Annotated in this window: 27 protein-coding genes; 9 read left to right on the top strand and 18 right to left on the bottom strand. The window is 74.4% G+C overall.

Annotated features, from left to right (window positions below):
* Positions 1 to 16 precede the first annotated feature (16 nt).
* The gene (locus ACFYON_RS23050; RefSeq protein WP_387189414.1) at positions 17 to 1,294 is read right to left on the bottom strand and encodes a cupin domain-containing protein; all 1,278 of its coding nucleotides are present in this window, start codon (positions 1,292 to 1,294) and stop codon (positions 17 to 19) included.
* Between the two features lie 3 nt (positions 1,295 to 1,297).
* Positions 1,298 to 1,600 carry a hypothetical protein gene (locus ACFYON_RS23045; protein ID WP_073829703.1) on the bottom strand — a complete coding sequence of 101 codons (303 nt, stop codon included), beginning with the start codon at positions 1,598 to 1,600 and terminating at the stop codon, positions 1,298 to 1,300.
* Positions 1,601 to 1,786: 186 nt separating this feature from the next.
* On the opposite strand from ACFYON_RS23045, the gene ACFYON_RS23040 reads away from it, so the two are divergent.
* A complete protein-coding gene (locus ACFYON_RS23040) occupies positions 1,787 to 2,530 on the top strand; it encodes a PIG-L deacetylase family protein (protein ID WP_387189440.1) in 744 nt (247 codons plus the stop codon).
* A 9-nt stretch (positions 2,531 to 2,539) separates the two neighbouring features.
* Positions 2,540 to 3,349 (top strand): DUF72 domain-containing protein, encoded by an 810-nt coding sequence (locus ACFYON_RS23035; protein WP_354871884.1) that lies wholly within the window; start codon positions 2,540 to 2,542, stop codon positions 3,347 to 3,349.
* Here ACFYON_RS23035 and ACFYON_RS23030 read toward each other — a convergent pair.
* From ACFYON_RS23030 to ACFYON_RS22990, 9 genes are all read right to left on the bottom strand, one after another.
* A complete protein-coding gene (locus tag ACFYON_RS23030) occupies positions 3,334 to 3,762 on the bottom strand; it encodes a DUF2267 domain-containing protein (protein WP_354871882.1) in 429 nt (142 codons plus the stop codon). The genes ACFYON_RS23035 and ACFYON_RS23030 overlap by 16 nt on opposite strands.
* A 281-nt stretch (positions 3,763 to 4,043) precedes the next feature.
* Positions 4,044 to 4,913 (bottom strand): DUF72 domain-containing protein, encoded by an 870-nt coding sequence (locus ACFYON_RS23025; protein WP_354871879.1) that lies wholly within the window; start codon positions 4,911 to 4,913, stop codon positions 4,044 to 4,046.
* Between the two features lie 48 nt (positions 4,914 to 4,961).
* Positions 4,962 to 5,360, bottom strand: a complete 399-nt coding sequence (locus ACFYON_RS23020) for a TraR/DksA C4-type zinc finger protein (protein WP_354871877.1) — start codon at positions 5,358 to 5,360, stop codon at positions 4,962 to 4,964.
* A gap of 174 nt (positions 5,361 to 5,534) precedes the next feature.
* Positions 5,535 to 6,164 (bottom strand): uridine kinase, encoded by a 630-nt coding sequence (locus ACFYON_RS23015; RefSeq protein ID WP_354871874.1) that lies wholly within the window; start codon positions 6,162 to 6,164, stop codon positions 5,535 to 5,537.
* A 98-nt stretch (positions 6,165 to 6,262) separates the two neighbouring features.
* The gene (locus ACFYON_RS23010; protein WP_354871871.1) at positions 6,263 to 6,871 is read right to left on the bottom strand and encodes a winged helix-turn-helix domain-containing protein; all 609 of its coding nucleotides are present in this window, start codon (positions 6,869 to 6,871) and stop codon (positions 6,263 to 6,265) included.
* Positions 6,872 to 7,163: 292 nt separating this feature from the next.
* Complete coding sequence (locus ACFYON_RS23005) at positions 7,164 to 7,724, bottom strand: winged helix-turn-helix domain-containing protein (RefSeq protein ID WP_354871869.1); 561 nt, start codon at positions 7,722 to 7,724, stop codon at positions 7,164 to 7,166.
* 52 nt (positions 7,725 to 7,776) lie between these two features.
* Entirely contained in the window at positions 7,777 to 8,268 is a 492-nt protein-coding gene (locus ACFYON_RS23000; protein WP_354871867.1) for a rhodanese-like domain-containing protein, read from the bottom strand.
* Positions 8,269 to 8,303: 35 nt separating this feature from the next.
* The gene (locus tag ACFYON_RS22995; protein WP_354871864.1) at positions 8,304 to 8,756 is read right to left on the bottom strand and encodes a cysteine dioxygenase family protein; all 453 of its coding nucleotides are present in this window, start codon (positions 8,754 to 8,756) and stop codon (positions 8,304 to 8,306) included.
* A 104-nt stretch (positions 8,757 to 8,860) separates the two neighbouring features.
* Entirely contained in the window at positions 8,861 to 9,238 is a 378-nt protein-coding gene (locus ACFYON_RS22990) for a signal peptidase I (protein WP_120570125.1), read from the bottom strand.
* A 70-nt stretch (positions 9,239 to 9,308) separates the two neighbouring features.
* Here ACFYON_RS22990 and ACFYON_RS22985 point away from each other — a divergent pair, with 70 nt between their 5' ends.
* Both ACFYON_RS22985 and ACFYON_RS22980 read left to right on the top strand, forming a co-directional pair.
* Positions 9,309 to 9,701, top strand: a complete 393-nt coding sequence (locus tag ACFYON_RS22985) for an ankyrin repeat domain-containing protein (RefSeq protein WP_355047604.1) — start codon at positions 9,309 to 9,311, stop codon at positions 9,699 to 9,701.
* A 23-nt stretch (positions 9,702 to 9,724) separates the two neighbouring features.
* On the top strand, positions 9,725 to 10,702 hold the full coding sequence (locus ACFYON_RS22980; protein WP_355047603.1) for a DUF3500 domain-containing protein: 978 nt from the start codon (positions 9,725 to 9,727) through the stop codon (positions 10,700 to 10,702).
* A 36-nt stretch (positions 10,703 to 10,738) separates the two neighbouring features.
* Here ACFYON_RS22980 and ACFYON_RS22975 read toward each other — a convergent pair whose 3' ends face one another.
* The 5 genes from ACFYON_RS22975 to ACFYON_RS22955 all read right to left on the bottom strand — a co-directional run bounded on the left by ACFYON_RS22975 (position 10,739) and on the right by ACFYON_RS22955 (position 16,778).
* Positions 10,739 to 11,248 carry a DUF2231 domain-containing protein gene (locus ACFYON_RS22975; protein WP_355095635.1) on the bottom strand — a complete coding sequence of 170 codons (510 nt, stop codon included), beginning with the start codon at positions 11,246 to 11,248 and terminating at the stop codon, positions 10,739 to 10,741.
* A gap of 76 nt (positions 11,249 to 11,324) precedes the next feature.
* Entirely contained in the window at positions 11,325 to 12,065 is a 741-nt protein-coding gene (locus ACFYON_RS22970; RefSeq protein ID WP_355095637.1) for a GAF and ANTAR domain-containing protein, read from the bottom strand.
* Between the two features lie 170 nt (positions 12,066 to 12,235).
* Positions 12,236 to 14,530, bottom strand: coding sequence for an accessory Sec system translocase SecA2 (secA2, locus tag ACFYON_RS22965; protein ID WP_355095639.1), 2,295 nt, complete (start codon positions 14,528 to 14,530; stop codon positions 12,236 to 12,238).
* Between the two features lie 156 nt (positions 14,531 to 14,686).
* Entirely contained in the window at positions 14,687 to 15,775 is a 1,089-nt protein-coding gene (locus ACFYON_RS22960; protein WP_354871847.1) for a zinc-binding dehydrogenase, read from the bottom strand.
* The gene (locus tag ACFYON_RS22955) at positions 15,768 to 16,778 is read right to left on the bottom strand and encodes a Gfo/Idh/MocA family oxidoreductase (RefSeq protein ID WP_354871844.1); all 1,011 of its coding nucleotides are present in this window, start codon (positions 16,776 to 16,778) and stop codon (positions 15,768 to 15,770) included. Before ACFYON_RS22955 ends, ACFYON_RS22960 begins: the two co-directional genes overlap by 8 nt.
* A 202-nt stretch (positions 16,779 to 16,980) precedes the next feature.
* Here ACFYON_RS22955 and ACFYON_RS22950 point away from each other — a divergent pair, with 202 nt between their 5' ends.
* From ACFYON_RS22950 to ctaD, 5 genes are all read left to right on the top strand, one after another.
* Entirely contained in the window at positions 16,981 to 18,006 is a 1,026-nt protein-coding gene (locus ACFYON_RS22950; protein WP_387257603.1) for a glucosyl-3-phosphoglycerate synthase, read from the top strand.
* Between the two features lie 28 nt (positions 18,007 to 18,034).
* A complete protein-coding gene (locus tag ACFYON_RS22945) occupies positions 18,035 to 19,189 on the top strand; it encodes a glycosyltransferase (protein ID WP_354871839.1) in 1,155 nt (384 codons plus the stop codon).
* A 119-nt stretch (positions 19,190 to 19,308) separates the two neighbouring features.
* On the top strand, positions 19,309 to 19,761 hold the full coding sequence (locus tag ACFYON_RS22940; protein WP_354872119.1) for a DUF4383 domain-containing protein: 453 nt from the start codon (positions 19,309 to 19,311) through the stop codon (positions 19,759 to 19,761).
* A 152-nt stretch (positions 19,762 to 19,913) separates the two neighbouring features.
* On the top strand, positions 19,914 to 20,645 hold the full coding sequence (locus ACFYON_RS22935; RefSeq protein ID WP_355096735.1) for an ATP-binding protein: 732 nt from the start codon (positions 19,914 to 19,916) through the stop codon (positions 20,643 to 20,645).
* 88 nt (positions 20,646 to 20,733) lie between these two features.
* Positions 20,734 to 22,737 carry a cytochrome c oxidase subunit I gene (gene ctaD / locus ACFYON_RS22930; RefSeq protein ID WP_355096737.1) on the top strand — a complete coding sequence of 668 codons (2,004 nt, stop codon included), beginning with the start codon at positions 20,734 to 20,736 and terminating at the stop codon, positions 22,735 to 22,737.
* A 96-nt stretch (positions 22,738 to 22,833) separates the two neighbouring features.
* Here ctaD and ACFYON_RS22925 read toward each other — a convergent pair whose 3' ends face one another.
* The gene (locus tag ACFYON_RS22925) at positions 22,834 to 23,967 is read right to left on the bottom strand and encodes a SigB/SigF/SigG family RNA polymerase sigma factor (protein WP_354871832.1); all 1,134 of its coding nucleotides are present in this window, start codon (positions 23,965 to 23,967) and stop codon (positions 22,834 to 22,836) included.
* A gap of 242 nt (positions 23,968 to 24,209) precedes the next feature.
* On the bottom strand, positions 24,210 to 25,619 hold the full coding sequence (locus ACFYON_RS22920) for a hypothetical protein (RefSeq protein ID WP_354871830.1): 1,410 nt from the start codon (positions 25,617 to 25,619) through the stop codon (positions 24,210 to 24,212).
* Positions 25,620 to 25,703 lie beyond the last annotated feature (84 nt).

Below are 25,703 nucleotides of genomic sequence, written 5' to 3'. Positions count from 1 at the left end.
GCCTCACGATCGCCTGTCAGGCGGGGACCAGGACCGCCTCCTTGAGGAGGCGGCGGGTGAGCGTCAGGCGGTCGGCGTCGTCGTCCAGGCCGGGCAGGTCGCCGACCCTCGTCACCTCGCCGCTGAGCAGCGCGCGCAGCGCCGCCTCGCAGGTGCCGGGCAGGGTGAGCGTCCGGTCCGGCACCCGCAGCGTGATCCGGCCGTCGGCGGCCGGGGCGAGCTGCCAGCGCAGGCCTCCGCGCACCGTGACCTCGCTGTCCGGCGTCAGCCGGGCCAGCGCCTCGGCCTGGGCCAGCGGGCGGATCGGGGCCGGGCGGGACGCCGGCCAGACCCGGGCCCGCAGCCGGCCGGCCACCGCCGCCGGGTCGGCGCGCAGCAGCCAGTCGCGCAGCGCCTCGACGGTCTCGGTCAGCTCCGGCTCGATCACGTCCGGGTCGGCCAGATCCAGACCGAAGGGCAGGCTCGCGCGCAGCCGCACGTCCTCGGCGGCGAGCGCGAGCAGCTCCTCGACCACCGCGTACCGGGTCAGCGCCCGGATACCCACGGTCAGATGCAGCGAGCTGGACTCCTGCGCCTGGGCGCTGTGCAGCCAGCCGCGCGGCAGGTAGAGCGCGTCGCCCGGTTCGAGCACCACGTCCAGTTCGGGGCGGCCCTCGGCGGTCGCGGCGACCTCGTCGGCCCGGCCGCCCCACGGCTGGCGTTCCAGCGGGTCGGCCAGCACCGGCGGGTGGATCCGCCAGTGCTTGCGTCCGTCCACCTGGAGCACGAAGACGTCGTGGGTGTCGTAGTGGGTGGCGAAGCCCTGACTGCCGGCCGGGGTCAGGTAGGCGTTCACCTGCAACGGCTGGGCCAGCGCGGCGCCCAGGTCGCGGGTGAAGTCGACGATCGCCGGCCAGATGCGGTGCAGGCCCTGCAGCACCAGCGTCGCGCCGTCGGCGTACAGCGTCAGCACCTTCTCGTCGAGGACCTGGTCGCCGATCTCGGCGCCCGCGCCACCGCCGCCGGTGAACCGCGCCGCCGGCACGAGCTGACCGTCCTTGGCGACCCGCAGGAACGGGGTACGCAGGCCGCGGCGGCTGAGCAGCTCGTCGGCGTCGGCGGGACCGAGCAGGTCGGTGAAGCCGTGCGGGTTGGGCAGTTCGGCGGCGCGGGACAGCAGCGGGCTGCGCCCCCAGTGGTCGGCGGCGAACTTCGCCGGATCCACCGCCACGCACCGGGCCAGCGCCTCGGTCGCGGAGGACGGAACCGCCGGGCGGCCGTGGCCACCCGGCGGATCGACGTGCGTGGTGCTCATCTGTCAGGCGCTGCCGTCGGCGCCGCCGTCGTGCTGACCCGGCGTCGCGCCACCGTCAGCGGGGCCCTCGGCGCCGCCGTCCGCGCCACCGTCGTGCTGACCCGGCGTCGCGCCACCGTCGGCCGGGCCCTCGGCGCCGCCGTCCGCGCCACCGTCGTGCTGACCCGGCGTCGCGCCACCGTCGGCCGGGCCCTCGGCGCCGCCGTCCGCGCCACCGTCGTGCTGACCCGGCGTCGCACCGCCGTCGGCCGGGCCCTCCAGGCCGCTGCCACCGCTGCTCTGGATGTCGTCGTCGTTCAATGCCATGGGTGCTCCCTCGGTGTGCCGCCCCGCGTCGTGCCGGGGTCCGTGTGCAGCGGGTGGTACCCCACGCCCGATCTTCTCTAACCACACCGTAGACGCCCGGAGGCCGTCGTACGGACGGTTCACGGGGCAAGCGGCAGGGAGGGCCGGATGCCAGGATGGCGGGAGGACTCACGCGAGGAGACGCACGTGACGCAGCCGGAGCCGCTCACCCCGCTGACCGAGGACTGGCAGCGGGCGCTGGCAGTCGTGGCCCACCCCGACGACCTGGAGTTCGGCGCCGCCGCCGCGGTGGCGCGCTGGACCGGGCAGGGCAAGGAGGTCGTGTACTGCCTGCTCACCAGCGGCGAGGCGGGCATCGACGGGATGCCGCCGGAGCGCGCCCGGGTGGTGCGGGAGGAGGAGCAACGCGCCTCCGCCGCGGTGGTCGGGGTGTCCGCCGTGGAGTTCCTCGGCCTGCCCGACGGGCTGCTGGAGTACGGTGTGCCGCTGCGCCGGGCGATCGCCGAGGTGGTGCGCCGGCACCGGCCGGACGTGGTGCTGACGAACAACTTCCGGGAGACCTGGGACGGGGCGTACGCGCTGAACCAGGCCGACCACATCGCCTGCGGCAGGGCTACGCTGGACGCGGTCCGCGACGCCGGCAACCGGTGGATCTTCCCGGAGCAGCTGACCGGCGGCGTCCAGCCGTGGCCGCGGGTACGCGAGGTGTGGGCGGCCGGGTCGCCGGTGGCCCGGCACGGGGTGGACGTGACGGACACGTTCGACAAGGGCGTCGCCTCGCTGCGGGCGCACGGGGCGTACCTGAGCGGGCTCGGTGACGGCGGCTTCGACGCCGAGGAGTTCCTGGAGGGCATGGCCCGGCCGGCCGGCAGCCGGCTCGGCGCGCGGTTCGGCGCCGCGTTCGAGGTGTTCCGGATCAACCTTCAGTAGGGCGCGGCCATGTTCCTGATCGGCACGTCCGGCTGGCAGTACCGGGACTGGCGGGAGCGGTTCTACCCCGCCGGTCTGCCGCAGCGGCGCTGGCTGGAGCACTTCGCCGGGCAGTTCGCCACGGTCGAGGTGAACAACGCGTTCTACCGGCTGCCCGAGCGGGACACGTTCGTCGCGTGGCGGGAGCGTACTCCCGGCGACTTCTGCGTGGCGGTCAAGATGAGCCGCTACCTGACGCACATCAAGCGGCTGCGTGACCCGGCCGAGCCGGTGGACCGGTTCCTGGACCGGGCGTCCGGGCTGGGCGACCGGCTCGGGCCGGTGCTGGTGCAGCTGCCGCCGACGTTGCGCGCCGACCCGGACGCGCTGGCCCAGGTGCTGCGCCGCTTCCCCGCCGACGTGCGGGTCGCGGTCGAGCCGCGCCATCCGTCCTGGTGGACCGATGAGACCCGGCGGGTGCTGGAGCGCCACCGGGCGGCGCTGGTCTGGGCCGACCGGCTCAGCCGCCCGGTCACCCCGCTGTGGCGCACCACCGACTTCGGCTACCTGCGGCTGCACGAGGGACGGGCCCGGCCGTGGCCGCGCTACGGGCGGGCCGCGCTGGCCGGCTGGGTGCGCCGGCTGGCCGAGGCGTTCGGCGACGGCGAGCCGGCGTACGTCTACTTCAACAACGACCCGGGGGGCGCGGCGATCGTCGACGCGGTCGCGTTCGCCGGGCTGGCCCGGCGGGCCGGGCTGCCGGTCTCGCGCACGCCGGAGACCCGCCCCGCCGAGGGGGCGGGACGGGCCGGTCCGGTGCAGGGTCAGGGAATCATCTGACGCAGGTCCTGCGGCAGGGTGGCCTTCACGTCCTGCCACTCCCCCTGGGTGACGTGTCGGCGCAACGTGTCCAGCACGACCTGCGCCACCCGCTGTGCGCCGCCTTCGACGTCGTACGGGAAGCCCTGGCGCACCTCGTACAGGAAGTCGTCGCGGTTGAGCTTGATCGGCACGTTCTCCGGCTGCCAGCCGTCGAAGTAGACGCCGCGCACCAGCACCGGCAACTGCTGGGCGAACTCGACGCTCTCCCGCACCGGCAGCCGGTCGCGCAGCAGGTGCAGCACGGTGCGCAACGCGGCGTAGGACTGGTTGCGCCGTTCCTTCGGCCAGCCGTACGCGGACTCGATCTCCTTGAGGATCACGTTCGTCTTGTCCAGCGAGGACTCGAACGCGGACAACAGCTGCTCGGCCATCGGGCTCACCCCCGTGCCTCGGTTTCCCAGCGTCGGTCCTCGGCGCGGCGCGGCGGGCCGCTGGGGCCCCGCCACAGCCGGGTCGGACTGAACCGGCCGGGCCGTTCGCCCCGCCGTGGCGCCTCGGAGCCACCGATCACGTGCAGTACGCCACCGCGGCGCCGGTCCGCCACCACCCGTACCGTCATGACCCACCTCCTCGTCGCGGCGCCTGGGCGGCGCCACTGTCCATGCTGCGACGGGGGCGGGTGAGTGGGCCTCACCCGGACCGGGTGAGACGCTCAGGCGTCCAGCAGGCCGGCGAGCGTGGTGGCGTTGCGCTGCGCGTAGTCCTGGAAGCAGTTGTTCATCAGCACGTGCGTCTGCTCGGCCTCGCCGGACAGCTCCCGCAGCTTCGGCGCCCAGTCGCGCAGTTCCCGCTTCGAGTAGTCGTAGCCGAACTTCTCGTGGATGTCCTTGCTGGTCCACTTGTCGCTGTGGCCGTGGAAGCGGACCACCGCGAGGTCGGCGGTGGCCGCCAGCACCGGGGGGACGGACGACTTGTGTCCCTGCGGCATGTCCACGCAGACGAACGGCAGCGCGTGCTCACGCAGGAAGCCGAGCGTCCCCTCGGCGTTGTCACCGTCGAACCAGGAGGCGTGCCGGAACTCGAAGACCGGGCGCAGCGGCGCGCACCGCCGGGCCACCTCCAGCAGGTACTGCTTGTTGTCCCGCTTGATGGTGAACCAGGGCGGGAACTGGAACAGCAGCGCGCCCAGCTTGCCCGCGTCGACGAGCGGGTCGAGGGCGGACAGGAACCGGGTCCAGACCTCCTCGTACGCCTGCGCGGGCAGGTCGTCGGGGTAGACGTTGCGCTTGTCCGTCTCCGGGCGCAGGTCCTTGTAGAGCGCGGAGACGCGGGTGGGGTGGCCGGTCAGCAGGCTGAACGCCTTGACGTTGAACGTGAACCCGGGCGGCGTGCGCTCGGCCCACAGCCGGGCGGTCCGCTCGGCCGGCGGCGAGTAGTAGGTGGCGTCCACCTCGACCAGCGGGAACTGCCGGGCGTAGTAGGACAGCCGCTTCTCCGGCGTGTCGGCGCTCGCCGGATACCAGCCGGAGTCGAGCAGCGTCCGGTCGGTCCACGAGGCGGTGCCCACCTTGATCTCACCCATGGCAGGGGTTCACCGTGCTGGAGGACCGACCGGCAACCGGAACGGCGTTCAGGCCGCCCGCCGCTCCCGGGTCTGCTTGCAGGTCACGCAGGAGGTGGCGGCGGGGAAGATCTCCAGCCGCTCCACCGGGATCGGGTCGGTGCAGCCCTCACAGTTGCCGTAGGTGCCCTCGTCCAGGCGGGTCAGCGCGTGCTCGAACTGGGCCCGCCGGTCCAGGATGGTGCGCAGCAGCGACTGCGCGGTGTCCCGCTCGGCGGTCTTGGTGCCGCTGTCGGCCTGGTCGTCGCCGGCGGTGTCACCGACCTCCACCAGCCGCAGCACCTGGCTCTGCGCCAGGGTCCGCTCGTACTCGGCGGTCAGCTCGTCGTACCGCGACCGCAGGGACTGCCGGATCTGGTCGACCTCCGCCTGGGAGCGGCCGGTGGCTGTCGTGTCGTGGACGAGCATCGCTGCCTGCCTTTCCTACGCCGGACCGGGGCGGCCAGCGCCCCAGACCCGGTCCGACTGTGGATGCGCGGGCGACGAGATCACCCGTGCTCTGTGAGCCGGGCGATTACCCACGCCCTCAGCGGGCCAAACCGGCTGTTTCCTGAGTGTTTCCCGTGAGTTGGTAACCGCTGGTCAGGCGGCCTCGACCAGCGCCGGACGGCGCGGGTCGTCGGCCCGGACCACCACGTCGGCGAAGGACGCCGGGGCGACCTCGCCGGCGTAGCGGGCGAACGCGGGCAGCGTCCAGCGCAGCGCAGGGTCGGTGCGCCGCGCCAGCGCCGCCGGGGAGAGCACGAGGTGGACGGTGAGGTCGAACGGCAGCGCGCCGCCGAGCAGCAGCGCGCCGCTGACCAGGACCACCCCGCCGGGCGGCAGATCCACGTACGCGGCGCGGCTGGCCCGGTCGGCGGCGGCGTCCCACAGCGACGGCAGCAGCCGCCCGGAGCCGTCCGGGCCGGCCGGGTCGAGCACCTCGCGGCGCAGTCCGGGCTCGTCGAGCCAGCCCTCGTAGTACGCGTCCGGGTTGGTGCGGCCGTGCTCCAGGCGCACCGAGGCGGGGCGCAGGAAGTCGTCGGCGCGGACGTGCAGCACCGGCCGGCCGGCGGCGCGCAGCGGGTTGACGAGCGCTTCGGCGAGCGCGTCCGGCCCGGCGGCGGGTGGGCCGTCCACGGCGACCCGCAGCCGGCCGGGCGTCCCGGTGCGGGCGAGACGCTCGGCCAGCTCCGTGACGAGCCGGTCGGGGCTGATCGGGCGCACGCGCATCGGACAATCGTGCCGCGCGGGCGGGCGGGTCACCACGTGATCTGCTCCGGGCGGTCGGGGCTCCGTCCGGCGGGGCTCGGCGGGTGGTGTCCCCGGTGTCAGCCCGTGCGGTCGATGGTGACGCGGGCGTCGTCGGCGAGCCGGTAGCCGACGCCGTAGACGGTGGTGACCAGCGGGACGTCCACGCCGACCTTGCCGCGCAGCCGGCGCACGTGCACGTCGACGGTGCGGACGCCGGCGTGCTCGTACCCCCAGACCGCGTTCAGCAGTTGCAGCCGGGTGAACACACGGCGCGGGTGGGCGACCAGGTGCAGCAGCAGGTCGAACTCCAGGCGGGTCAGCGGCAGCGGCTCGCCGTCACGCAGCACCGACCGGGACGACGCGAGGATGTGCAGGGCCGGGATGGTCGGGGCGAGCGGGCGCGACGGGGCGCGACCGGCCGGGACGGCGTCGGGCCGGCGCTCGGCCGGGACGGTGCCCGCACTGACCACCGCGTCGCCGCGTTCGAGCATCTCGCGGGCGGCGTCGAGCAGCCGGCGGGCGGCCGGGGTGAGCGACTCCTCGCACGCCAGCGGGATGGTGAGGGTGACGGTGAGCATCGGCGCCGTGGTGTTCGCGGGACGACGCTGCCCGCCTGGGGGCCGACCGGGGACCGCGGGTTGGGACGTATGCCATCCGGCGCGCGACGAGGCGGGGCTGACCGACATGGTCCTCCTTGGGCTGGTCCGGGTATCTCCCCACGGCCCGGGACGCCGCTGCATCGATGCTTCCCGGCGTCTCCGCGAGGGTCAAGGGGCGGCTGCGTTGCATGAATGTGACATTTGACGAACGCATCGGAGCCGTGTGCTCGCTCTGTGTGCGAAGCCCGTTGATTACAGCAGAGCGCCGAATCGCCTCTGGTAGTGGGGTCTCCCCGGGTGTCACGATGGCGGCACGTCGGCGACGTGACCGCGGCGCACCCGCCGATCCCGGGTGCGCCGCGTGCCGGCCGGGCCGGGGTCAGGCGTCGCGGTCCACCGTGATCGCGGCGTCGTCGGCGAGGCGGTAGCCCACGCCGTACACGGTGGTCACCAGTGGCGTGTCCGGCCCGAACTTGGCCCGCAGCCGGCGGACGTGCACGTCCACAGTGCGCGCCACCGCGTGTTCGTAGCCCCAGACGTTGGCGAGGAGTTGCAGGCGGGTGAACACCCGGCGCGGATGTTCGGCGAGGAACAGCAGCAGGTCGTACTCGATGCGGGTGAGCATGACCTCGGCGCCGCCGTGCCGGACCCGCCGGGTGCCGGTGAGGATGCGCACGCCGCCGGGCGCGAGCGCCGGCGCCTCGCCACGGCGCAGGTCGAGCACGGCCCGGCCGGCCGGGCCGTCGGGCCCGGCCAGTCCCTCGCCGGTGGCGGCGAGCTCGTCGAGCAGGTCGACCAGGCGCGCGAGGCCCGGCGTCAGCGGCCCGGCGCCGAGGTCGAGCGTGATGGTGAGCGTCGGTGCGGTACGCGGCCGGGGCGGCACGGCCCGGTCGGGGCGGCCCGGCCGGGCCGGACGGGTGGTGAGGGCGACGACGGACATGGGAGCCTCCTGTGCGGGCGGTCGCCCCGCCCCGCCGGACGCGGCGGGACGGTCAGCGGAGCGCCCCGCCGGCGGTGACCGGGGGCGCGGCGGACGAGGGTCGGGTCGGCGGGGTGGGGCCGAGGGTGGGCAGGCCGGCGATCTGCCAGGCGGCGAAGCCGCCGGCGACGTCGGTGGCCCGGTGCAGGCCGATGTCCTGGAGCGCGGCGGCGGCCAGCGACGAGGTGTAGCCCTCCTGGCAGAGGACGATCACCGGAACGTCGTAGTCGGTCGCCTGCGGCAGCCGGGCCGCGCAGCGCGGGTCGAAGCGCCACTCCAGCACGTTGCGTTCGACGACGAGCGAGCCGGGCACGGTGCCCTGCGCGGCGCGCTGGGCGGCCGGGCGGATGTCCACCAGCAGCGCGCCGCCCCGGCACGCCAGGTGGGCCTGCTCCGGGTCGAGGCGGCGCAGGCGGGCCCGGGCGGCGGCGAGGATCTCGTCGATGCCCCGCGAGCCGGGCGGTGGGACCGGACAGCGCTCGGTGCGGGTGGAGGTCTGCGCCATCGTGGCGTCCTTCCGTTCGTCGGGGTTGCGAGGGCTCACCAGGCCACGCCGGCCCGGGCCACCTCGGCGATCCGGAGCCGGCCGTCGACGAGGTGGTACCGCGTCATCCGGGTCAGCGCCGGCCCGTACACGTGCACGCTGACGGCGGGCGCGTCGCCGCGGTTGGTGACCTGGTGCACGTGCCGTACGCCGAAGCGCCGGCCGGCTCCGGCGGCGAGCCGGTGCGGGCGCAGCCGCCCGCCGCTCACGGTCTCCTCGGTGAGCACGCCGGCCACGACCAGGAACGCGCCGGCCGAGCCGCCGTGGTCGTGCAGGTCGGTGCCCTGTCCGGGCAGCCAGCTCAGCGCCCACACCTCGTGCTCGTCGCCGGCGTCCAGCCGGGCGTACCACCGCTCGGACGCCTCGAAGCGCAGCGGCACCGGCCAGCCGTCCGGGTCGGCCCAGCGGGCGGCGACGGCGAGCAGGTCGGCGGGAACGGTGCTGGTCATCGGCGGGACGTCCTCACGGTGCGGAGCGGATGTGCTCCCCCAGCTTAGACGGTAAAGCCTATCGGTTTAGTAGGTAACACCGAATGCTGGGACGAGGGGCGCGCTCACCGCCGCACCGGCGGCTCCACCTTGTAACCCGGCACCGACGGCCAGCGGACGGTGAGCACCGTGGACTCCCGCTCGGCGTACCAGGAGTGGTCCACGCCCCGGCCCCACACCACGTAGTCGCCGGGCGCGCGCAGCACCACCGTCCGGTCCGGCAACTCGATCCGGAACGCGCCGCTGATCAGCACCAGCAGGGCGGTACGCCGCTCACCCGTCGCCCACCGGGACCGGGTCTCCCCCGCCGGGTGCACGCCCCACTTCACCTCCACGTCGGTGCTGTGCCGCACGTCCCCGGCCGGCTTGAAGTGGCCCAGCAGCCAGCCCGCGTCGGTCGCGCCGTCCACCGCCGCGTTGCCCACGTACACCCGATCGTCCACGCCCGCGCCTCCCGTGCCCGGCTGGGCAAGCTACCAGGCGCGTCCGGTCGCCACGTCATAGCCTGGACGGATGCCCGACGAACTCGACGACGAGACCATCGCCTTCGCCCACCGGATGTTCGACCTGGCCCGGGCCGGCGCCACCGAGGAGCTGGCCGCCAACGTGGACGCCGGGCTGCCGGTCAACCTCACCAACGCCAAGGGCGACACGCTGCTGATCCTCGCCGCGTACCACGCCCACCCGGAGACGGTGGCCGCGCTGCTGGCCCGGGGCGCCGACCCGGCCCGGGTCAACGACCGGGGACAGACCGCGCTCGCCGCGGCCGTGTTCCGGCGCCAGGAGGCGACCGTCCGCGCGCTGCTCGACGCCGGCGCCGACCCCGACCACGGCGGCCCGTCCGCTGTCGAGACCGCGCGGTTCTTCGAGCTGCCCGACATGCTGGCGCTACTCGGCCGCACGTGACCGGCGAGCGGTATACAGGGACTGTGGAGGATCCCGTACCCGAGCAGATGCGCACGGCCGCCGCGGCGTTCCTGGCGGCGCTGGACGAGCCGGCCCGCGACGCCGCCCGGCACGCCCTCGACGACGAGCCGGCCCGCCGCTGGCTGGAGTACCGGCCGCGACCCCGGCCCGGCGTCACGCTCGCCGGCCTGGACGTCACCGCCCGCAAGACCGCGCACCGGCTGCTCGCCACCGCGCTCAGCCCGGCCGCGTACGCGCAGGCGATGACCGTGATGGCGCTGGAGGAGGTGCTGGACCGGGCGGAGGACTGGCGGCGCGGCCGCCACAGTGGCGACTACCAGGTGGCGATCTTCGGCGACCCGGCCCGCGACGACCGCTGGGGCTGGCGGTTCGAGGGACACCACCTGTCCGTGAGCATGACCGTCGCCGGCGACCGGGTCTCCCCCGCACCGGTCTTCCTCGGCGCCAACCCGGCCACCGTCCGGCACGCCGGCCGCCCGGTCACCCGGCCGCTGGGCCCGGAGGAGGACCTGGCCCGCGAGCTGCTCGACGCGCTCGGCCCGGACGGCCGGGCCGCCGCGATCATCGCCGCGGAGGCGCCCGCCGACATCATCAGCGCCACCCGGGCCACTGCACCGGACCGGCTCGACCCGCTCGGCGTACCCCGGGGGCGGCTGGGGCCGACCGGCCGGGCGCTGCTCGACCGGCTGGTAGCCCTCTACCTGGACCGGCTGCCGCCGGAGCTGGCGGCTCGGGAGGCCGCCCGGCTCGACGGCGGCGAGCTGCACTTCGCCTGGGCCGGCCCGGTCCAGCCGGGCCGGCGGCACTACTACCGGGTGCAGGGCGAGGACCTGCTGATCGAGTACGACAACACCACCGACGACGGCAACCACGCGCACACGGTGCTGCGCCGCCCGGCCGGTGACTTCGGCGCCGACGTGCTGGCCGCGCACCACGCCGCCGCCCACCGGCCCGTGGTCAGTCCCGGTGGCCCTGGATGAGGAAACAGCGGCCTCGGCTGTGGATGTGAACCGGGGTCAGAACGGACGCGGACGGGCGATCTCGACGGTGGCCCCGGCGGGCACGTCGCCGTACGTCTCGAAGCCGGTCGGCTCGGCCGCCCGGGCCCGGTCGAACTGCTGCATCAGCCGCGCGCCCAGGGCCACGCCGACCGCGCCGACGACGAGCGCGACGAGTTCGGCGGCCAGCAGGACACCCGTCGCTCCCCGCTGCGGCGCGCTGGCCCGGATCAGGCAGGAGAGCAGGAACAGCGCCGCCATCACGGCGTTGACGAGGTGGAACGCCAGCACGGTCCGGCTGGTCCGTCCGGCGCGCACGTCCCACAGGTCGATCAGGCCGGCCACCGTGGTGAGCCCGGCGGCGACGAGCGCGGCCACCGCGGTCCAGTAGCCCACCTCACCGAGGAACGCCGGACCGCCCGCCACGTCGGCCAGGTCGAAGACGGCGGCGCAGACGAACAGGCCGAACGGGAACGTGACAAGCATCGGTTGGATCGAGTGCCCCTGCACCCGCAGCCGGCTCTGCATCGCTTCCTCCCCAGGTCGGCGCAGCTCACCAGTCCAGAGTGCTACCCGAGGCGCCGCGAGGCGAAACGACTGTCGCTCAGTTGTCCCGGGGCCGGGAGACGGTCAGCACGAGCCGCTCGGCCACCTCGCGCAGCGGGATGTCGAGCGCGGAGGCAGCACTGCGCAGCACCCGCAGGGCCTCCGGCGCGGGACAGCCGCGCTGCGTCATGATCACACCGACGGCCTGCCCGACCACCCCCTCGGCCAGCAGCGCGTCGTCGGCCTGTCCGGCCTGTCCGGCGGCCCGCTCACGGTCACGCGCGGCGGCCAGCAGCAGACCGGCGTGCTCGGCGATCAGCATGGCGGTCAGCTGATGCCGGGGGGTGAGCGCGTCGGGCGACTCGGCGTACAGGTTGATCGCGCCGATGACCTGCTCGTCCACGTCGACCGGGGCGGAGATCACCCCGCGCACCCCGAGCGCCCGGGCCCGCTCGCTCCAGGCCGGCCAGCGCGTCTCGTCGGGCGACCCGAACGAGACGATCATCTCGCGGCGGCGGATCGCTGCCATTGCCGGCATGTCCGGACCGTGTCGCAGGTCGTCCAGCTCGGCGCGGTCCGGGTCGGAGGCGGCCACCCCGGCCGGCTCGCCGGCGCGCAGCACCGTGAAGCCGCAGCAGTCCACGCCGGGCACGGCGTCGCGGGCGATCCGGACCAGGCGGTCGAGCGCCTCGTCGAACCCGGCCACGCCGATCAGGCCGGCGGTCAGCTCACGCAGCAGCGCGGCCGTCTCCAGCACGTTGAGGTTGTCGATCATGGGCTGGCGCGTGTCGAGGTTCATCGGGACGCGGCACCCACCGTCCACGCGGTTTCCCCGTTCGGCATCGTTGCCTGTCCCATGTCCGTCCCTCCTATGGCCGGGCCCCGGCCTACTACCCTCGCAGACCGCGTGCGAAACCGCGCAAAAACGCCCCTTCCCGGTCGCACCGGGAAGGGGCGTTTCCCGGTCTGTCAGCGCGACCCGGAGATGAGCCGCCGCCCCACCGAGGCGATCAGCCGGTCCAGCTCCGAGCCGAACGGGTTGTCGTGCACCAGGTACGTCCAGGTGGCGCTCGGCCGCACCAGCTTCGACGAGTCCGGCTCCCAGCCCTCGTCGAACTCGGTCTCCTCGAACGTGGCCACGGTCCGCGTCTCGATCTCGGGCACCAGCGCGTTGAACGCCGGCACCGCGCTGCGGTGGAACTCGTCGAGCGGGTCGAGCCGGCCCAGCGCCCGCAGGTGCACGCCCTCGCGCACCTCGGACAACTCGGCCAGGTGGTCGGCCCAGAGCCGGTCCAGGTGGTAGAGGGCGATCTTGCGGGCCACGTCGGCGAGCAGATCCTCGTCCATCTCGCCGGCCTTCTCCGGCACCCGCTCCAGCAGCATCAGCGCGGCGATGTCGCTGGTCAGCAGCCGCTCGCGGCGCTCGGCGAGCGCCTTGCGCTGCTGCTCGATCACCTGGCTGTAGCGCCACGTGTTGCGATGGATCTCGTGGTTGACGCCCTCGGCGACCCGCTGTGCGTGCTCGACCGCGTAGTCGACCTGCGGGTCGGTGACCAGGCCGTCGGCGTTCATCCGGGGCGAGGGCGGCACCGTGTCGCCGGCGTGCCGGACCACCAGGTCGTCCTCCAGGCTGACGAAGAACACCGACCCGCCCGGGTCGCCCTGCCGCCCGGCCCGGCCGCGGAGCTGGTCGTCGACCCGGCGGCTGTCGTGCCGGCCGCTGCCGATCACGTACAGGCCCCCCAGCTCCGCCACCCGGTCCCGGTCGGCCTGGTCGCTGCCGCCCAGCCGGATGTCCACGCCCCGGCCGGCCATCTGGGTGGAGACCGTCACCGCGCCGTACGCGCCGGCCTCGGCGATGATGCCGGCCTCCTCGTCGTCGTTCTTGGCGTTCAGCACCACGCAGGACACGCCGGCGGCGTTGAGCGCGGCGGCCAGCCCTTCGGACTCCTTGACGTCGAGCGTGCCGACCAGCACCGGCCGCCCCGCCTCGTGGCAGCGCGTGATCTCGTCGACCAGCGCCTCCTCCTTCTCGGCGCGGGTGGCGTAGATCCGGTCCGGCTCGTCCTCGCGGACGCAGGGGGTGTTCGGCGGGATCACCGCGACCTCGAGGCCGAAGAACTCGCGGAGCTGGTCGCCGACGAGCACAGCGGTCGCGGTCATGCCGCAGACCGTCGGGTAGAGCGCGATGTACGCCTGCACGGTGACCGTGCCCAGCACCTCGCCCTCGGCGGTGGCGTCCAGGCCCTCCTTCGCCTCGACCGCGGCCTGGAGCCCGTCCGGCCAGCGGCGGCGCTGGGCGACCCGGCCGCGCATCTCGTCGATCAGCTCGACCGAGTCGTCCCGGACGATGTAGTCCACGTCGCGGTGCAGCAGGGCGTGCGCGTGCAGCGCCACGTTCACCGCGGAGAGCTGCCCGACGTGCTCCTCGTCGTACAGGTCGATGCCGCCCAGCTTGGCCTCGACGGTGGCCAGGCCGACCGAGGTGAAGGCGACGCTGCGGCCGTCGTCGGCGACCGTGTAGTGCCTGCCCTTGCGCAGCCCGCGCACCAGCGCGGCGGAGGCGTGCACCGGGTCCTGCTCGCCGCCGACGGCGCCGGCCAGCACCATCGGCACCCGGGCCTCGTCGATCAGGATCGAGTCGGCCTCGTCCACGATCGCGGTCTTCAGCGGCGGCTGCACCCGGTCGGCCAGGTCGGTCACGAGCTGGTCGCGCAGGAAGTCGAAGCCGGCCTCGCTGACCGAGACGTAGGTGACGTCGCAGGCGTACGCGGCGCGCCGCTCGTCGGGCGTGGACGCCTCGTTGACCCAGCCGACGGTGAGCCCGAGCAGGTCGTAGACGGGGGTCATCCACTCGGCGTCACGGCGGGCCAGGTAGTCGTTGACGGTGAGAACGTGCACCGGACCGTTGCCCAGCCGCACGTGCCCGTACGCGGCGACGGTCGCGGTGAGCGTCTTGCCCTCACCGGTGGCCATCTCGGCGACCTTGCCGGACAGCAGCGCCATCGCGCCGAGCAACTGCACGTCGTAGGGGCGCTGGTCGAGCCCGCGCCGGGCCGCCTCGCGGCCGATCGCGCAGATCTCCTCATACCCCGTGGCCTGGCCGGCGGCCTCGGTCAGCTCGGCGTCGGACAGCTGCTCCAGATCCGCCTCGCGCGCCTCGATCGCCGGCAGCAGCTTCTCCAGCGGAGCCAGGTCGACTGTCGTCCCCGGGCGCTGGAGGAATCGACGGAACCTGGTCTTCAACCGTTGCGACACACCCATGAGCCGCAACGGTACGCGAACCGGAGCCGATTGTGACCCCCGCCCGCCGCGCGTCGGGCCCACCCCTTCCGGTCCGCTTCCGTCGATCATGAGGTTGACGGCACTTCGTGTCCGTTTTGTCGCCGCCAACCTCATGATCGACGCCTTGAGAGCGGGTCAGGGGGTGAGGACCACCTGGAGCTCCGCGCGGCGGCGCTCGGCCAGGTCGGTCAGCAGGGCCGGGGCCTCGTCCAGCGGGACCACGGCCGAGACCAGGTGCTTGCGGATCACGTCGCCGTACTGGCGCAGCAGCTCGATCGTCTCCGCCGACAGCCGCTCGCGGTCCCAGGTGGGGGCCAGCCCGCGCGGCACCCGGCCGATCTGCGCGCAGCGCAGCGACAGCCCGTTGTGGTGGAACTCCTCACCGAGCCGCACCGCGTCCGCGCCGGCCTGGTAGAACGCCAGGTCGATCACCGTGCCCTGGGGACGCAGCAGGCGCAGCGCGAGCTGCAACGCCCAGTCCTGGCCGCGGCACTGGAACACCACGTCGGCGCCCCGGTCCCCGGCGGCGTGGTTCCACCGGGTCTTGAGCACCACGGCCGGGTCGTCCGCGTCCGGGTCGAGCGTGTCCAGGCCGAGCGCCTCGGCGACCTGCCGCCGGGCCGGCGTCGGGTCGACCACCACCACCGAGGCGGCGCCGTGGCGGCGGGCGAACAGCGCGGTGAGCAGCGCGACCACGCCCCCGCCGACCACCGCCACCCGGCGCCCGCGTACGCCGTCGCCGAGCGTGCGCACGTCCGCGCCGCACAGGTCGGCGGCGGCGTGCAGCAGCCCGTTGGCGCAGATCGGGCCCATGTGCGCCACGTACACGCCGAGCAGCGGATCGAGGTCGTCGGGCAGCGGCACGAACCGCTCGGCGAGCGGGTCGGCGACCCAGCCGCTGCGGTGCCCGTACGTCATGGCGCCGACCTCGCCCACCGCGACGGCCGGGGTCCGGCTCTCCACCACGCGCCCCACCTGCATGTAGCCGAGCCGGGTCACCGGGTACGGCGTGCCCGCCCCGCCGGGCCGGAACAGCCCGAGCGCGGCGTCCCAGGTGACGTGCAGGTAGGGGTTGGTGCCCTTGACGAAGCTCAGTTCGGTGCCGGCGGACACGCCGCTGTAGAGCGTCTCCACCCGGAATGTGCCCTCGCGCAGCTCCGGCGCGTCCAGCTCGGCCAGCTCGACCAGGCCGGGGCCGGCGACCACCACCACCCGGTCACGCATCGACGCTCGCCCCCGCCGCGGTGAGCCGGGACGCCGGGCCGGTCGGCAGCGCCACCGGCCGGCCGGTACGCGCCGACTCGGCCACCGCGAGCGCGAGCCGGTGGGTGCGCAGCGCCTCGGCGTACGGCACCCGCACGTCGTCGCCGAGGCCGCACACGGCGTCGACGAAGGCGCGGTCGACGGCGACCCGCGCGGCGTCCGGGTCGGCGGCCAGGTGCCGTTCGCCGTCGCCGTCGCGCACGGTCAGGCCGTCCTCGGAGAGCCACAGCGCCAGCCCGTCGGCGAGGATCTCCACGCCGGCCCGGTGCTTCCAGCCGAGCACGCAGGACGCGGCGAGCGTGCCGACCGCGCCGGAGCCGAGGCGCAGCGTGGCAGCGGTCACCGAGTCGATGTCGGCGCCGTCGACCGGCGGCGGGGCGCCGTCGCCGTACGCGGTCACCTCCACCGCCTCGCCGGCCAGCAGCCGGATCAGGTCCAGCACGTGTGCGGCCTGCTCGACCACCGGGCCGCCGGAGCGGTCCCGCCGCGCCCACCAGGCCACCGGCGGCACCTTGTCGAGCCAGGCGCCGTTGACCATCCGGACCGGACGGTCGGCGAGCAGCCGCCGGGCCTCCTCGACCACGTGCAGGTAGCGCCAGTGGTGCCCGACGCCGGTGAGCAGTCCCCGCTGTTGCGCCAGCGCCGCGATCCGCTCGGCGGTGTCCAGGTCGAGGGCCACCGGCTTCTCCACGAACATGGGCACCCCGGCGGCGATCACCGCCTCCTCGGCCGGTCCGTGCGCGAACGGTGGCACGCACACGTACACCGCGTCCGGGCCGGCCGCGAGCAGCTCGTCCACGTCGCGGAACACCCGGCCGCCGTACGTGGCGGCGAGCGACCGTGCCGCGTCCGGCGCGACGTCGGTCACGCCGAGCAGTTCCACGTCCTCGAAGCCGGTGAGCACCCGGGCGTGGCGTTGCGCCACCCCGCCGGCTCCGACAAGTCCCACCCGGCAGGCACGCATCGACCACAACCTCTCGCCACGACTGTAGAGAACTGGGATCACACTCCCCCCGGCGGCGTCGCGCCAAACGCCCGCCGGGGGCGCAACGTAACGTTCATCCGCCCGGAACCTCCCGGTACGGGCCAGGTGATCAGGTTGTTGGGCAAGATCCGGTTAGCGCGGATGCGGGATTGGGAAAACCAGGTCTGCGATTCCACCATCGATGGGGGTGCCCGTGCGGGAGTCAGATTCGACCGTCTCACCAGTAGTGGAGGCGTGGGCCACGTACCGCACCAGCACCGCCGCCGACTGGCCGGCGCAGCGACTGGTGCGGGCCAAGGGGAACAGCCGGGTCAGCGTGGTGCTGCCGGCGCGCAACGAGGAGGCGACGGTCGGCGCCATCGTGTCGACGGTCCGGGAACACCTGATGGACCGCGTACCGCTGGTCGACGAGCTGATCGTGGTCGACTCCCGGTCCACCGACCGGACCGCGCGGGTCGCGCGCGCGGCCGGCGCCGAGGTGGTCAGCCAGGACGCGATGACCCGCGGGCTGCCCCGGCTGACCGGCAAGGGCGACGCGCTCTGGGCCGGCCTGGCCGCGGCCGAGGGCGACGTGGTCGCGTTCATCGACGCCGACCTGCGCGAGTTCCGGCCGCACTTCGTGACCGGGCTGCTCGGTCCGCTGCTCACCGACCCGAGCGTGGACTTCGTGAAGGGCTTCTACCACCGGCCGCTGGTCGGTGCGGCGGGCGTGGAGCCCGACGGCGGCGGGCGGGTGACGGAGCTGATGGCCCGGCCGCTGCTGAACCTGTTCTGGCCGGAGCTGGCCGGGTTCGTGCAACCGCTGGCGGGCGAGTACGCCGGCCGCCGGGAGGTGCTGGAGCGGGTGCCGTTCGTCACCGGCTACGGGGTCGAGACGGCCATGCTGATCGACCTGCTGGAACTGGTCGGGCTCGACGCGCTGGCCCAGGTCGACCTGGGTGAGCGCAAGCACCGGCACCAGGACACCGCGGCGCTGGGCCGGATGTCCGCCCAGATCATGCTGACCGCCTGGTCCCGGCTGCAACGACGCGGGTGGGCCGCGCCCGGGATGGCGCCGACCGCGCTGCTGACCCAGTTCCGCCGGGGCGGCTCGGAGGCGCTGCCCAACCTGGACCGCGAGATCGTGGTGAACGACGTGTCCGTGCAGGAACGCCCGCCGCTGGCGCAGTTGCGGCACCGTCTCCCCCGCCGCCGGGTCGCCGCGTGAGCGGGATGAGCCCGAGAGAGGACAGCGCATGACGCTCACCGTGCTGATGAACGCCGGGCCGTGGCTGTCCGTGCCGCCGCCGGGCTACGGCGGCATCGAGAACGTGATCGCCACGCTGGTGCCGGAGCTGCGCGAGCTGGGCGTACGGGTGGTGCTGGCCTCGGTGGAGAGCAGCACGCTGCCGGTCGACGAGAAGATCGCCGTCTTCCCGGACGGCCAGTTCCACGCGTTGCAGCGGCCGTACAACCAGGTCTGCGGCGTCTCCCAGGCGCACCTGGCCGGCGTGGCGCGCACGCTGCACGCCCGCGACGACATCGACCTGGTGCACGACCACGTGGAGGCGGTCGGGCTGGCCACCCTCGCCGCGATGGGCCCGGACGCCCCGCCGGTGCTGCACACCCTGCACTGGGACCTCGCCAAGCACCCCGAGCTGTACGGCAACCTCGACGGCGGCGACCGGGTACGGGTCAACGGCGTCTCCGCGTCGCAGCTGGCGCGCGCCCCGGAGGCGCTGCGCGCGCACTCGGTGGGGCACGTGCACCTGTCCACCCCCCTCGCCGTGGACGCGGACCGGCAGGCGCCGGCGGCGAAGGACGACCACGTGGTGATCCTCGGCCGGATCAACCCGGGCAAGGGGCAGGACCTGGGCGCCCGGCTGGCGCACGAGGCGGGTTTCCGGCTGGTGCTGGCCGGGCCGGTCGGCCCGTACCACCGGCCGGAGGATCTGGCCGCGGCCGGCGACGAGGCGCGGCAGAACCCGGACGTGCGCTTCTTCTACGAGCACGTCGCGCCGCACGTCGACGGCGACCGGGTGCGGTGGGTCGGCACGGTGGCCGGGCGGGAGCGCGACGACCTGGTCGCCTCCGCGCGCGCGTCGCTGTTCCCGCTGCGCTGGGAGGAGCCGGGCGGCACCGCCGTGGTCGAGTCGCTGTCGCTCGGCACGCCGGTGGTCGCCACCGCCCGCGGCTGCCTGCCGGAGCTGATCGAGCACAGCCGTACCGGCCTGCTCACCGGCGACGAGCAGGAGCTGGGCGATCTGGTGCTCGCCGCCACCGGGCTGGATCCGGCGGAGTGCCGGCGGGAGGCGGCCCGGCGGTTCACCCCGGCCCGGATGGCGCAGCGGTACGTCGAGCTGTACGACCGGGTCCGGGCGGGCGTGGCGAAGCCCTTGCAGCCCGCCTGATCCCCCTCGGTCACGTCGCCGGCCCGGCCGCCCCGCGTGGCCGGGCCGGCGTTTGCCCCCGCCGGGCGCGGGAAACCGGCGCTTCCCGCGGTGGCGAGGAGGCCGGCGTGACGAACTCGATGGCGCACTCCCGCGCGCGCCGCAACCCGGCCGACGGCCGCTCGCCGGTACGCCGGATCGCGTCGGCGTTCGCCGTGCTCCTGCTGCTGCTCGGCGCGCTGGGCTTCGTGCCGGGCATCACCAGCGACTACGCGGATCTGCGCTTCGCCGGGCCGGGTTCCGGCGCCCGGCTGTTCGGGGTGTTCCAGGTCTCGGCCGTGCACAACCTGGTCCACCTGGCGCTCGGTGCGGCCGGGCTGGTGCTGGCCCGAACCGTGGCCGGGGCCCGCGCGTTCCTGGTCGGCGCCGGGGCGGTCTACCTGGCGCTGTGGCTCTACGGCCTGGCCGTCGACCGGCGCGACGCGGCGAACGCGCTCGCGGTCAACCGCGCCGACTCGTGGCTGCACCTGCTGCTGGGCGCCGCCATGCTGGCGCTGGGGCTGTTCGCGGCCCGTCGTGGGGACCGTCACTGACCTGCCCACCGCCGGCCCGGATGGCCGGTTTCGCCGGTCCGGTGCCCGGGTACGTCCGTAGTCCTCCGGCTGCGGGAGGCGGCGACCGCCCCGGCCGAGCGGCCCTCCCCGACGAGGGCGGCCCTCCCCGACGAGAAGGAAACGAGGCGGCGATGGTGACCCGGATCAGGTGCGAGGTCCGCGACGAGTCGCCGGTCACTGTCGTACGGCTGGCCGGAGCGCTCGACCTGGGCACGATGCGCGCGGTGCACGAGGTGCTCGACCGCTGCCTCGCCGCGCAGCCGGACGCCCTCGTGGTCGACCTGGAGGAGATCGAGGTCGGCGAGCCGCTGGCGCTGTCGGTCTTCGCCGCCGCCGCGCGGCGGGCCGCGGACTGGCCGGCGGTGCCGATGGTGCTCGCCGCTCCCCCGGCCGAGACGGCGGCCCGGCTGAACGAGACCACCGCCTGCCGCGTGGTGCCGGTACGCCGCGACTGCGCCGAGGCGACGGCGCTGGCCGGCGCCGACCCGGCGCCCCGGCTGCGGGTCCGCCTGGAGCCCGTCACCGGCGCCTGCCGGCGGGCCCGGGAGCTGGTCACCGAGGCGTGCGGCAGGTGGAACGTGCCGGAGCTGGCCGGCCCGGCCTCGCTGGTGCTCAGCGAGCTGGTCGGCAACGTGGTGCGACACGCCGGCACGCCGATGCAGGTGACGCTGACGCTGCGCCGGCCGTACCTGCGGGTCGCGGTGATGGACGGCAACCCGGCCGACGCCCGCGCCGCGAGCAGCCGTGACCCGCGCGCCGAGGGTGGCCGCGGGCTGATGCTGGTGCGGGAGCTGACCCAGCGCTGGGGCAGCACTCCGGTCGGCGCCGGCAAGGTCGTCTGGGCCATGCTCCCGGCGAACTGACCGAATTCTCCGCTCTCGCCTGGTTACATGGACAGAGGGCCGGGTACGCCCGCCCGTCCTGTCTGTCGTAACCACGGGGTGAGATGCCATGCCCAAGCGGGTAGTCACGGAACCGGCACGAGACCGAGGGCCCGCGATCCTGGCGCCGGCCCGGTTCGGGGGGTTCCCCGGACCGACGCGTGAGGCGGTGAAGGGCAACGCGCTGTGGCGTCTGCTGCGCACCACCGACGCCAAGCAGATCGGCATGCTCTACCTGATGACGTCGTTCGCCTACTTCATCGTCGGCGGCGTCCTGGCGTTGATCATCCGGGTGGAACTGGCCCGGCCGGGGATGCAGGTGGTCTCCCCCGAGCAGTACAACCAGATGTTCACCATGCACGGCACCGTCATGCTGCTGCTGTTCGCCACCCCGCTGTTCTTCGGGTTCGCCAACTACCTGGTGCCGTTGCAGATCGGCGCCGCCGACGTGGCGTTCCCCCGGCTGAACGCGTTCGCGTACTGGCTCTACTTCCTGGGCGCGCTGATGGTCGTGGGCGGGTTCGCCACCCCGGCCGGCGCGGCGGACTTCGGCTGGACCGCGTACACGCCGCTGAGCACCGCGCAGCACTCCCCCGGCGTCGGCGCGAACCTGTGGGTGGTCGGCCTGACCGTGTCCGGTCTCGGCACGATCCTCGGCGCGGTCAACCTGATCACCACGATCGTGACGCTGCGCGCACCCGGCATGACCATGTTCCGGATGCCGATCTTCACCTGGAACACGCTGCTCACCAGCGTCCTGGTGATCTTCGTGTTCCCGCTGCTGGCCGCCGCGCTGCTGGCGCTGGCCTCGGACCGGCTGCTGCACTCGCACGTGTACGACTCGACGACCGGCGGGCCGATGCTCTGGCAGCACCTGTTCTGGTTCTTCGGCCATCCCGAGGTGTACATCATCGCGCTGCCGTTCTTCGGCATCATCACCGAGATCATCCCGGTGTTCTCGCGCAAGCCGATCTTCGGCTACACCGGCCTGGTGCTGGCCACGGTGGCCATCACGGTGCTGTCCATGTCGGTCTGGGCCCACCACATGTTCGCCACCGGGCAGGTGCTGCTGCCGTTCTTCAGCATCCTGAGCTTCCTGATCGCGGTGCCCACGGGGGTGAAGTTCTTCAACTGGATCGGCACCATGTGGAAGGGGCAGATCACCTTCGAGACGCCGATGCTGTTCGCCGTCGGCTTCCTGGTGACGTTCCTGCTCGGCGGCCTGACCGGGGTGCTGCTGGCCAGCCCGCCGGTGGACTGGCACGTCACCGACACCTACTTCGTGGTGGCGCACTTCCACTATGTGATGTTCGGGACCATCGTGTTCGCCGCGTTCGGCGGGCTCTACTTCTGGTTCCCGAAGATGACCGGACGGCTGCTCGACGAGCGGCTGGGCAAGATGCACTTCTGGACCATGTTCATCGGCTTCCACGCCACGTTCCTGGTGCAGCACTGGCTGGGCAACGAGGGCATGCCCCGCCGCTACGCCGACTACCTGCCCGGCGACGGCTTCACCACGCTGAACACGATCTCCAGCATCGGCTCGTTCGTCCTCGGCGCGTCCACCCTGTTCGTGATCTGGAACATCTGGAAGTCGTGGCGGTACGGCGCGCTGGTCACCGTGGACGACCCCTGGGGCTTCGGCAACTCGCTGGAATGGGCCACCACCTGCCCGCCGCCGCTGCGCAACTTCGACCGGATGCCGCGCATCCGCTCCGAGCGGCCGGCGTTCGACCTCAAGTACGGCCCGCTCGTCTCCGACCTGGGCCGGGACCTGCCGCAGCGCACCACCAAGCCGCCGCAGACGTTCCGCGAGGAGCTGCACCACGAGCGGGACGTGCCGCAGGCGCCGTCGCGCGACGGCGCGTACGGGGCGTCCGAGGCGGTGGACTACCAGCCGGCCCCGCAGTCCGGGGCCCGGCCGGTGGAGGTGCCGGAGCCGGAGGATGTACGCCGGCCCAGCTTCGAGGAGACCGACGAGCCGGAGGACAGCGCGCTCAACGCCGAACGCGACGACCAGCCCAACGACAGGTGGCGGCACCCGCGCGGGCACGGGGACACCCCGGAGAACTGAGGACACCGACGGGAGGGCCGGCGCCGTGCGGCGCCGCCCCTCCCGTCGTACGCCTCGCGCCGGCCCCCGTGGTGGGAAGCCGGCGCGTGCGGTGGGTCAGTCAGTGGGCGGCATTCCGGCCGCGACCAGCGAGCGGCGCACCGCCGGCTGCACCCGGGTCAGCCGCAGCGGCACCCCGGTACGCGCGGCGGCGTCCCGGCCCGCCATCAGCGCGGCGATCCCGCCGGCGTCGAAGCCACCGGCCCCGACCAGGTCGACCACCACCTCGCGGGGCTGCCCGGTGACCGCCTGGAGCACCGCCCGGCGCAACTGGTCCGCGCCGGCCCGGTCCACCTCGCCGCCGACCTCGACGACCACCCGGTCGCCGTTCTGCTTCACCGAGATCCGGGCCTTCGCCGGTTCGGCCTCGGCCGTGCCGTTCTGCCAGGGCGGCGGCGCGTCGGCGAGCATCGCCTGGCGCAGCCAGGTCAGCGCCCGCGACAGCAGCCGGGACACGTGCATCTGCGAGATGCCGAACCGGGCGGCGATCTCCGCCTGGGTCTGGTTGCCGTAGAAGCGCATCGCCAGGATGCGGCGCTCCCGCCAGGGCAGCCGGTGCAGCAGGCCGCTGACCGTGACCCGGTCGTCCACCGACTCCAGCGCGTGGTCGGACTCGCCGACCAGGTCGCCGAACTCGGCCGAGCTCTCCCCGCCCACCGGTGCGTTCAGCGACGCCGGACTGTAGCCGGCGGCCGACTCCAGCGCGGCCAGGATCTCCTCCTCCGGCGTCTCCAGCCGGGCGGACAGCTCGGCCACCGTGGGAGCGCGGGACAGCTCGCTGGTCAGCGTCGCCGTCGCCTGTCCCACCTCGAGGATCAGGTCCCGCAGCCGGCGCGGCACGTGCACACCCCAGGTGCGGTCACGGAAGTGCCGTTTGATCTCGCCGACGATCGTGATGGCCGCGTACGCGGTGAACGAGCCGCGTTCCGGGTCGTACCTGTCGACGGCGTTGACCAGGCCGAGACGGGCCACCTGCTCCAGGTCCTCCAGCGGCTCGCCGCGTCCCCGGTAGCGCCGGGCGAGCCGGCCGGCGAACGGCAGCGCGAACCGGACCAGGTCGTCCCGTGCCTCCTGCCGCCGCTCCGGTGGCAGTCCCTCGATCCGGGCCGCGTACGCGAGCGCCGCGGTGTCCAGGTCCTCCAGACCCCGGTCGGTGGTCGGTGGTGTGGGTGTGGTGGTCTGTCCGAACATCCGCGCCCCCTCGCCAAAGAGCCCCCGCCCGGTCGGAACCGGTCGTGCGCGTGGTCGGACCACGCACCGGGTGAGGAAGTTGGGTTACGTGACGGATACGTCGAAAGCGGCGGCTACCCGCCGCACGGCGTCGTGGGCCGTTTCGCGGCGAGCGGTCTTCCCGCTCCGTAGGTACTCAATCACGGACCGCAGGATCGCGAGGATGTTTCGTCAGGTTGGCCGGGCAGCGGTGCCGCCGAGGGTCAGCTGACCAGCAGGCCCTGGTGGGCACCCGCGTCGCGCAGCGCGCTGAGCGCCTCGGCCATCCGCAGCGGCGGCGGCACGGGCAGGTCACAGGGCTGGTTGCGCAACACCTCCGTGGCACGTCGGGTGGGTACCGAGGCGACCGGGTAGCCGCGGGCGGCGCCCCGGTCCACGGCCCGCCGCTTGCGCCCGAAGCCGGCCACGGCCAGCCACTGGGGCAGTCCCGCGTACGCGGGCGAGCGCAGGCCGGGCGGCTCGGGCAGCACGTCCACCGAGCTGAACGGCTCGCTGCCGGCCAGCCACCACTCGACGCCGGCGACCCGGCGCGCGGTGGCGTTCTCGCACCAGTAGGGCACCAGGCCGGCCCGCAGCACCTGCCCCGGGTCGAGCAGCCGGCCGCACTCCACCACCAACCGGTCCCCGGTCTTGCCGGCCCGGCGCAGCCAGCGGCGGTACAGGTCGGCGGTCACCGCGCTCAGCGCGTCCGGCTGCGGCACGACCACCCGGTGCAGCGGATGCCCGTGCCGGTCGCCCCAGGAGCGGGCGTCGTGTTCGAAACCGGACTCCACGCCGTGTTCGGCGAACGCGCCCGCCACCGTGACCTCCGGCGCGCTCCAGCGCGTCTCGTCCCCGCCGGCCGCGCGCAGCACCTGGCCCAGCGCGCGGGCGTCCGGGTGGAAGTCGACCGGGTCCAGGCCGCCGGCCGGGCAGCCGGACTGGAAGCTGTGCCCGTCGCCGCCGTCACGGACCGGCCAGGTCCGGGCGTCGTGCAGCAGCAGCACCGGCGCGGCCGGCTCCAGCCGGTCGGCCAGGAAACGCGCGTACGCCTTCGGCAGTGTGCGCCAGCGCACCGCGAACGTGACCGCCGCGCCGGCCACCGCGCCCCGGCTGGCCGGGCAGTGCACCTGGCGGACGTGCACGCGCGGGTTGCCGTCGAGCAGCCGGGCGGCAAGCGTTGTCCCGTGCGCGAACGCGGCGTCCGGGCGGTCCACCGCTCCCTTGGTCCACTGCCCGGCCAGTTCGAACCCGGCCGGCAGCCAGGGCACGCCGAGCGCCACCGCGAGGTGGGCGGCGGCGCCGTGCGGCGAGCCGAGCACCACGCCGGGCCAGCGCCGGTCCGGGTACTGCCCGGCGAACCACCCGGCCACCCGCTCGGCGTCCACGGCGGCGACCTGGCCGGCGGTGAGCGCCGTCCGCCCGGCGGCCCGGACGGCGGCGGCGCGGCGTACCGGCTCGGGCGCGCCGGTGAGGCGGGACAGCGCGCCCGGGTGGCCGAGGTCGGCGCAGTCGTCGCCGCGCAGCGCCCGGACCGTCGCGGCGACCAGGATCCGGGCGGCGCTGCCGGCCGCCACCACCCGCTCCGCGGGCAGGCCCGCGCCGCTGACCCGTTCGACTCGTTCGCTCACCACGCGGCCCGGCTTCCCGTCCCTCTGGGGTCTAAACGGGGCATCTCCCCACGGGTCAGGACCAAGGCCCGCCCGGTACCGGCACCG

The sequence above is a fragment of the Micromonospora sp. NPDC005686 genome (assembly GCF_042871665.1).
Lineage (GTDB): Bacteria > Actinomycetota > Actinomycetes > Mycobacteriales > Micromonosporaceae > Micromonospora.
Note: the sequence above shows the minus strand (reverse complement) of the source record. Positions and strands in the feature narration are given on the sequence as shown.

Bases quoted from the DNA above. Each gene is read 5' to 3' on its own strand.
- ACFYON_RS23005 (WP_354871869.1), bottom strand. From the start codon at position 7,724: ATGTCCGTCGTCGCCCTCACCACCCGTCCGGCCCGGCCGGGCCGCCCC.
- ACFYON_RS22935 (WP_355096735.1), top strand. From the start codon at position 19,914: ATGGTGACCCGGATCAGGTGCGAGGTCCGCGACGAGTCGCCGGTCACT.
- secA2 (WP_355095639.1), bottom strand. From the start codon at position 14,530: ATGGGTGTGTCGCAACGGTTGAAGACCAGGTTCCGTCGATTCCTCCAG.
- ctaD (WP_355096737.1), top strand. From the start codon at position 20,734: ATGCCCAAGCGGGTAGTCACGGAACCGGCACGAGACCGAGGGCCCGCG.
- ACFYON_RS23025 (WP_354871879.1), bottom strand. From the start codon at position 4,913: ATGGGTGAGATCAAGGTGGGCACCGCCTCGTGGACCGACCGGACGCTG.
- ACFYON_RS23035 (WP_354871884.1), top strand. From the start codon at position 2,540: ATGTTCCTGATCGGCACGTCCGGCTGGCAGTACCGGGACTGGCGGGAG.
- ACFYON_RS23010 (WP_354871871.1), bottom strand. From the start codon at position 6,871: ATGTCGGTCAGCCCCGCCTCGTCGCGCGCCGGATGGCATACGTCCCAA.
- ACFYON_RS22975 (WP_355095635.1), bottom strand. From the start codon at position 11,248: ATGCAGAGCCGGCTGCGGGTGCAGGGGCACTCGATCCAACCGATGCTT.
- ACFYON_RS22925 (WP_354871832.1), bottom strand. From the start codon at position 23,967: ATGTTCGGACAGACCACCACACCCACACCACCGACCACCGACCGGGGT.
- ACFYON_RS23000 (WP_354871867.1), bottom strand. From the start codon at position 8,268: ATGGCGCAGACCTCCACCCGCACCGAGCGCTGTCCGGTCCCACCGCCC.
- ACFYON_RS22945 (WP_354871839.1), top strand. From the start codon at position 18,035: ATGACGCTCACCGTGCTGATGAACGCCGGGCCGTGGCTGTCCGTGCCG.
- ACFYON_RS22960 (WP_354871847.1), bottom strand. From the start codon at position 15,775: ATGCGTGACCGGGTGGTGGTGGTCGCCGGCCCCGGCCTGGTCGAGCTG.
- ACFYON_RS22950 (WP_387257603.1), top strand. From the start codon at position 16,981: ATGGGGGTGCCCGTGCGGGAGTCAGATTCGACCGTCTCACCAGTAGTG.
- ACFYON_RS23045 (WP_073829703.1), bottom strand. From the start codon at position 1,600: ATGGCATTGAACGACGACGACATCCAGAGCAGCGGTGGCAGCGGCCTG.
- ACFYON_RS22955 (WP_354871844.1), bottom strand. From the start codon at position 16,778: ATGCGTGCCTGCCGGGTGGGACTTGTCGGAGCCGGCGGGGTGGCGCAA.
- ACFYON_RS23030 (WP_354871882.1), bottom strand. From the start codon at position 3,762: ATGGCCGAGCAGCTGTTGTCCGCGTTCGAGTCCTCGCTGGACAAGACG.
- ACFYON_RS23015 (WP_354871874.1), bottom strand. From the start codon at position 6,164: ATGCGCGTGCGCCCGATCAGCCCCGACCGGCTCGTCACGGAGCTGGCC.
- ACFYON_RS22970 (WP_355095637.1), bottom strand. From the start codon at position 12,065: ATGAACCTCGACACGCGCCAGCCCATGATCGACAACCTCAACGTGCTG.
- ACFYON_RS22985 (WP_355047604.1), top strand. From the start codon at position 9,309: ATGCCCGACGAACTCGACGACGAGACCATCGCCTTCGCCCACCGGATG.
- ACFYON_RS23050 (WP_387189414.1), bottom strand. From the start codon at position 1,294: ATGAGCACCACGCACGTCGATCCGCCGGGTGGCCACGGCCGCCCGGCG.
- ACFYON_RS22995 (WP_354871864.1), bottom strand. From the start codon at position 8,756: ATGACCAGCACCGTTCCCGCCGACCTGCTCGCCGTCGCCGCCCGCTGG.
- ACFYON_RS23020 (WP_354871877.1), bottom strand. From the start codon at position 5,360: ATGCTCGTCCACGACACGACAGCCACCGGCCGCTCCCAGGCGGAGGTC.
- ACFYON_RS22940 (WP_354872119.1), top strand. From the start codon at position 19,309: ATGGCGCACTCCCGCGCGCGCCGCAACCCGGCCGACGGCCGCTCGCCG.